This is a genomic window from Roseateles sp. P5_E11, assembly GCF_054049355.1.
Map to the genome: position 1 here is coordinate 1 of NZ_JBFUMO010000813.1, position 1,996 is coordinate 1,996.

Genomic DNA, 1,996 nt, shown 5'->3' on the forward strand with positions numbered 1-1,996 from the left:
GGATGTGGCACAGCGCCTGCGCCGCCAGTCCGGTGTCGTCACGGTGCTGCTCGTACAGGTCCCACCACGGCCGTCGCGCATGCGCCCAGCACGCAGCCTCGACGACCTGGCCGCCGTCGTAGAGGGCATTCCATCCACCGTAGGCATCAGCCTGCAGGATGCCGCGGAAGTCGCGCAGGTGGCGCTGCGGGTGCTCGCCCTTGCGGTCGGCCGAGTAGCGGAACCAGACGGCCGGCGCCGCGCTGTCGCCCGAGGGCCGGTCGTCGCGCACGTAGACCCACAGCCTGCCCGTGCGGGTCTTGCCTTCGCCTGGCGCCAGCACCTTGACCGGCGTGTCGTCAGCATGGACCTTGGCCGCGTGCAGAACGTGTCGGCCCAAGGCCGCGACCAGCGGATCGAACAAGGTGTGCACCTGCTCCACCCAGCCGGCCATCATGCTGGGGTCGATGTCGACGCCTTCGCGGGCGTAGATGCGGCTCTGGCGATGCAGCGGTGAGTGATCGCAATACTTGGACACCGCCACGTGGGCCAGCAGCGCTGGCCCTGCCAGGCCTCGCGCGATCGGCCGACTTGGTGCACTGGCCTGGAAGATGGCCTCGCACTTCGTGCACGCCAACTTGGGCCGCACGGTGCGGATGACCTTGAAGCGCGCCGGCACGTACTCCAGGTGCTCAGACACGTCGGCGCCGATGCTGCGCAGTCGGCCCCCGCAGGAGGTGCAGCCGCAGGACTGGCCTGCAGCGTCGTGATGCGCAGCGCTGGTGGCGGGCCGCACCTCGCGCTGTTCGCGCGGCAGGTGCTCTGGCAGGCTGCGGTCGACGCTGCCGGCATTGGCGGCCGGCGTGGTGGGCTTGCGCACGGACAACTGCTCCAACGCCACCGGCTCGATGAGGCTGGCCTGCAGATCGAATCGCTCGCTGGAGACGCCGAACTGCGCGCGCACGCGGCGTGCCAGTTGCAGCTTGAGCTTGTCGACCATCAGCTTGAGCCGCTGCACCTCGCTCGCGCTGGCCCGCAGTTGCTGCTTAAGCAGCTGCGCGTCGTCGGGCAGTTGGCTGATCGGATCGGTGTCTTGCGGCACGGACCTCAGTGTGCGACAGGGTCAGCGCGCGTGCATTGGGATCACTCCCGAGAAGACACTGCCTACGCAGCCAACTGAGGTGAGCTCGTGCGAGTCGGCATGCGCCAGTCGATGCCTTCCAGCAGCATCGACAGTTGTGCCGCGCTCAGGGCAACACGGCCGTCGACGGCTTGAGGCCAGACGAAGCGACCGCGCTCCAGACGCTTGGCCAGCAGCATCAGTCCCTGGCCGTCGAACCACAGCACCTTGATGATGTCGCCGCGTCGGCCGCGGAAGACGAAGACATGGCCATCGAACGGATTCGAAGCCAGCGCCGTCTGCACCACGGCGGCCAGGCMGTCGAAGCCCTTCCTCATGTCCGTGTGACCGGCGACGAGCCACACGCGCGTGCCCGATGGAAGGCCGATCATGCGAGGCTGCGCAACGCGGTGAGCAGCGCGACAAGACTCTCTTGGTCGACGGCGCCACGCAGTCGCAGCCGAGCACCGGCGAAGTCGAATTCGATGCTGCCGGTGCTGGTCCGAGTCGTACTCGATGTCGACACCGGTGGCGGCGACATCGATGTGTCGCTCGACGTGGCCGAGGCGAGCGTGATGGGCAGCAGCAACGGCGCTGAGGCTTGCGCGGGGCCTGCGTCGGCGGCCTCGGCAGCGCAATGCTCTCGCCGCCACTTGAACACCAGGTTGGCGTTGATGACATGCGCCATCGCGATGCTGGAGACCGACGCGCCGGGCAGCAGGCATTGCCGAACCAACTCGCGCTTGAGTTCTGGGCTGTGGTCGCGCCGGCGGCGCCTGGAGGGTGTGTCTTGATCGGCCATGGTGTGCGGTAGCGATGCYTGATGCACACCATCTCGGGTGCTCAGGATCAGCCGATCTTGCTCACGCCGCCATCGCCATGCCAGAGGGCCGTGAG

The 1,996-nt window shown here is 68.1% G+C and carries 3 protein-coding genes; all 3 read right to left on the reverse strand.

Features of this window, described 5'->3' with window-relative positions; translation table 11 throughout:
• On the reverse strand, positions 1 to 1,081 hold a 1,081-nt coding region (gene tnpC, locus ACXJKR_RS30930; RefSeq protein WP_457326105.1), incomplete at its 3' end, for an IS66 family transposase.
• 62 nt (positions 1,082 to 1,143) lie between these two features.
• Positions 1,144 to 1,491, reverse strand: coding sequence for an IS66 family insertion sequence element accessory protein TnpB (tnpB, locus tag ACXJKR_RS30935; RefSeq protein ID WP_457326106.1), 348 nt, complete (start codon positions 1,489 to 1,491; stop codon positions 1,144 to 1,146).
• On the reverse strand, positions 1,488 to 1,901 hold the full coding sequence (gene tnpA, locus ACXJKR_RS30940; protein ID WP_457326107.1) for an IS66-like element accessory protein TnpA: 414 nt from the start codon (positions 1,899 to 1,901) through the stop codon (positions 1,488 to 1,490). The genes tnpB and tnpA overlap by 4 nt, the downstream gene beginning before the upstream one ends.
• Positions 1,902 to 1,996 lie beyond the last annotated feature (95 nt).

Excerpts from the sequence above, each read along its gene's own strand:
- tnpA (WP_457326107.1), bottom strand. The coding sequence starts at position 1,901 with ATGGCCGATCAAGACACACCCTCCAGGCGCCGCCGGCGCGACCACAGC.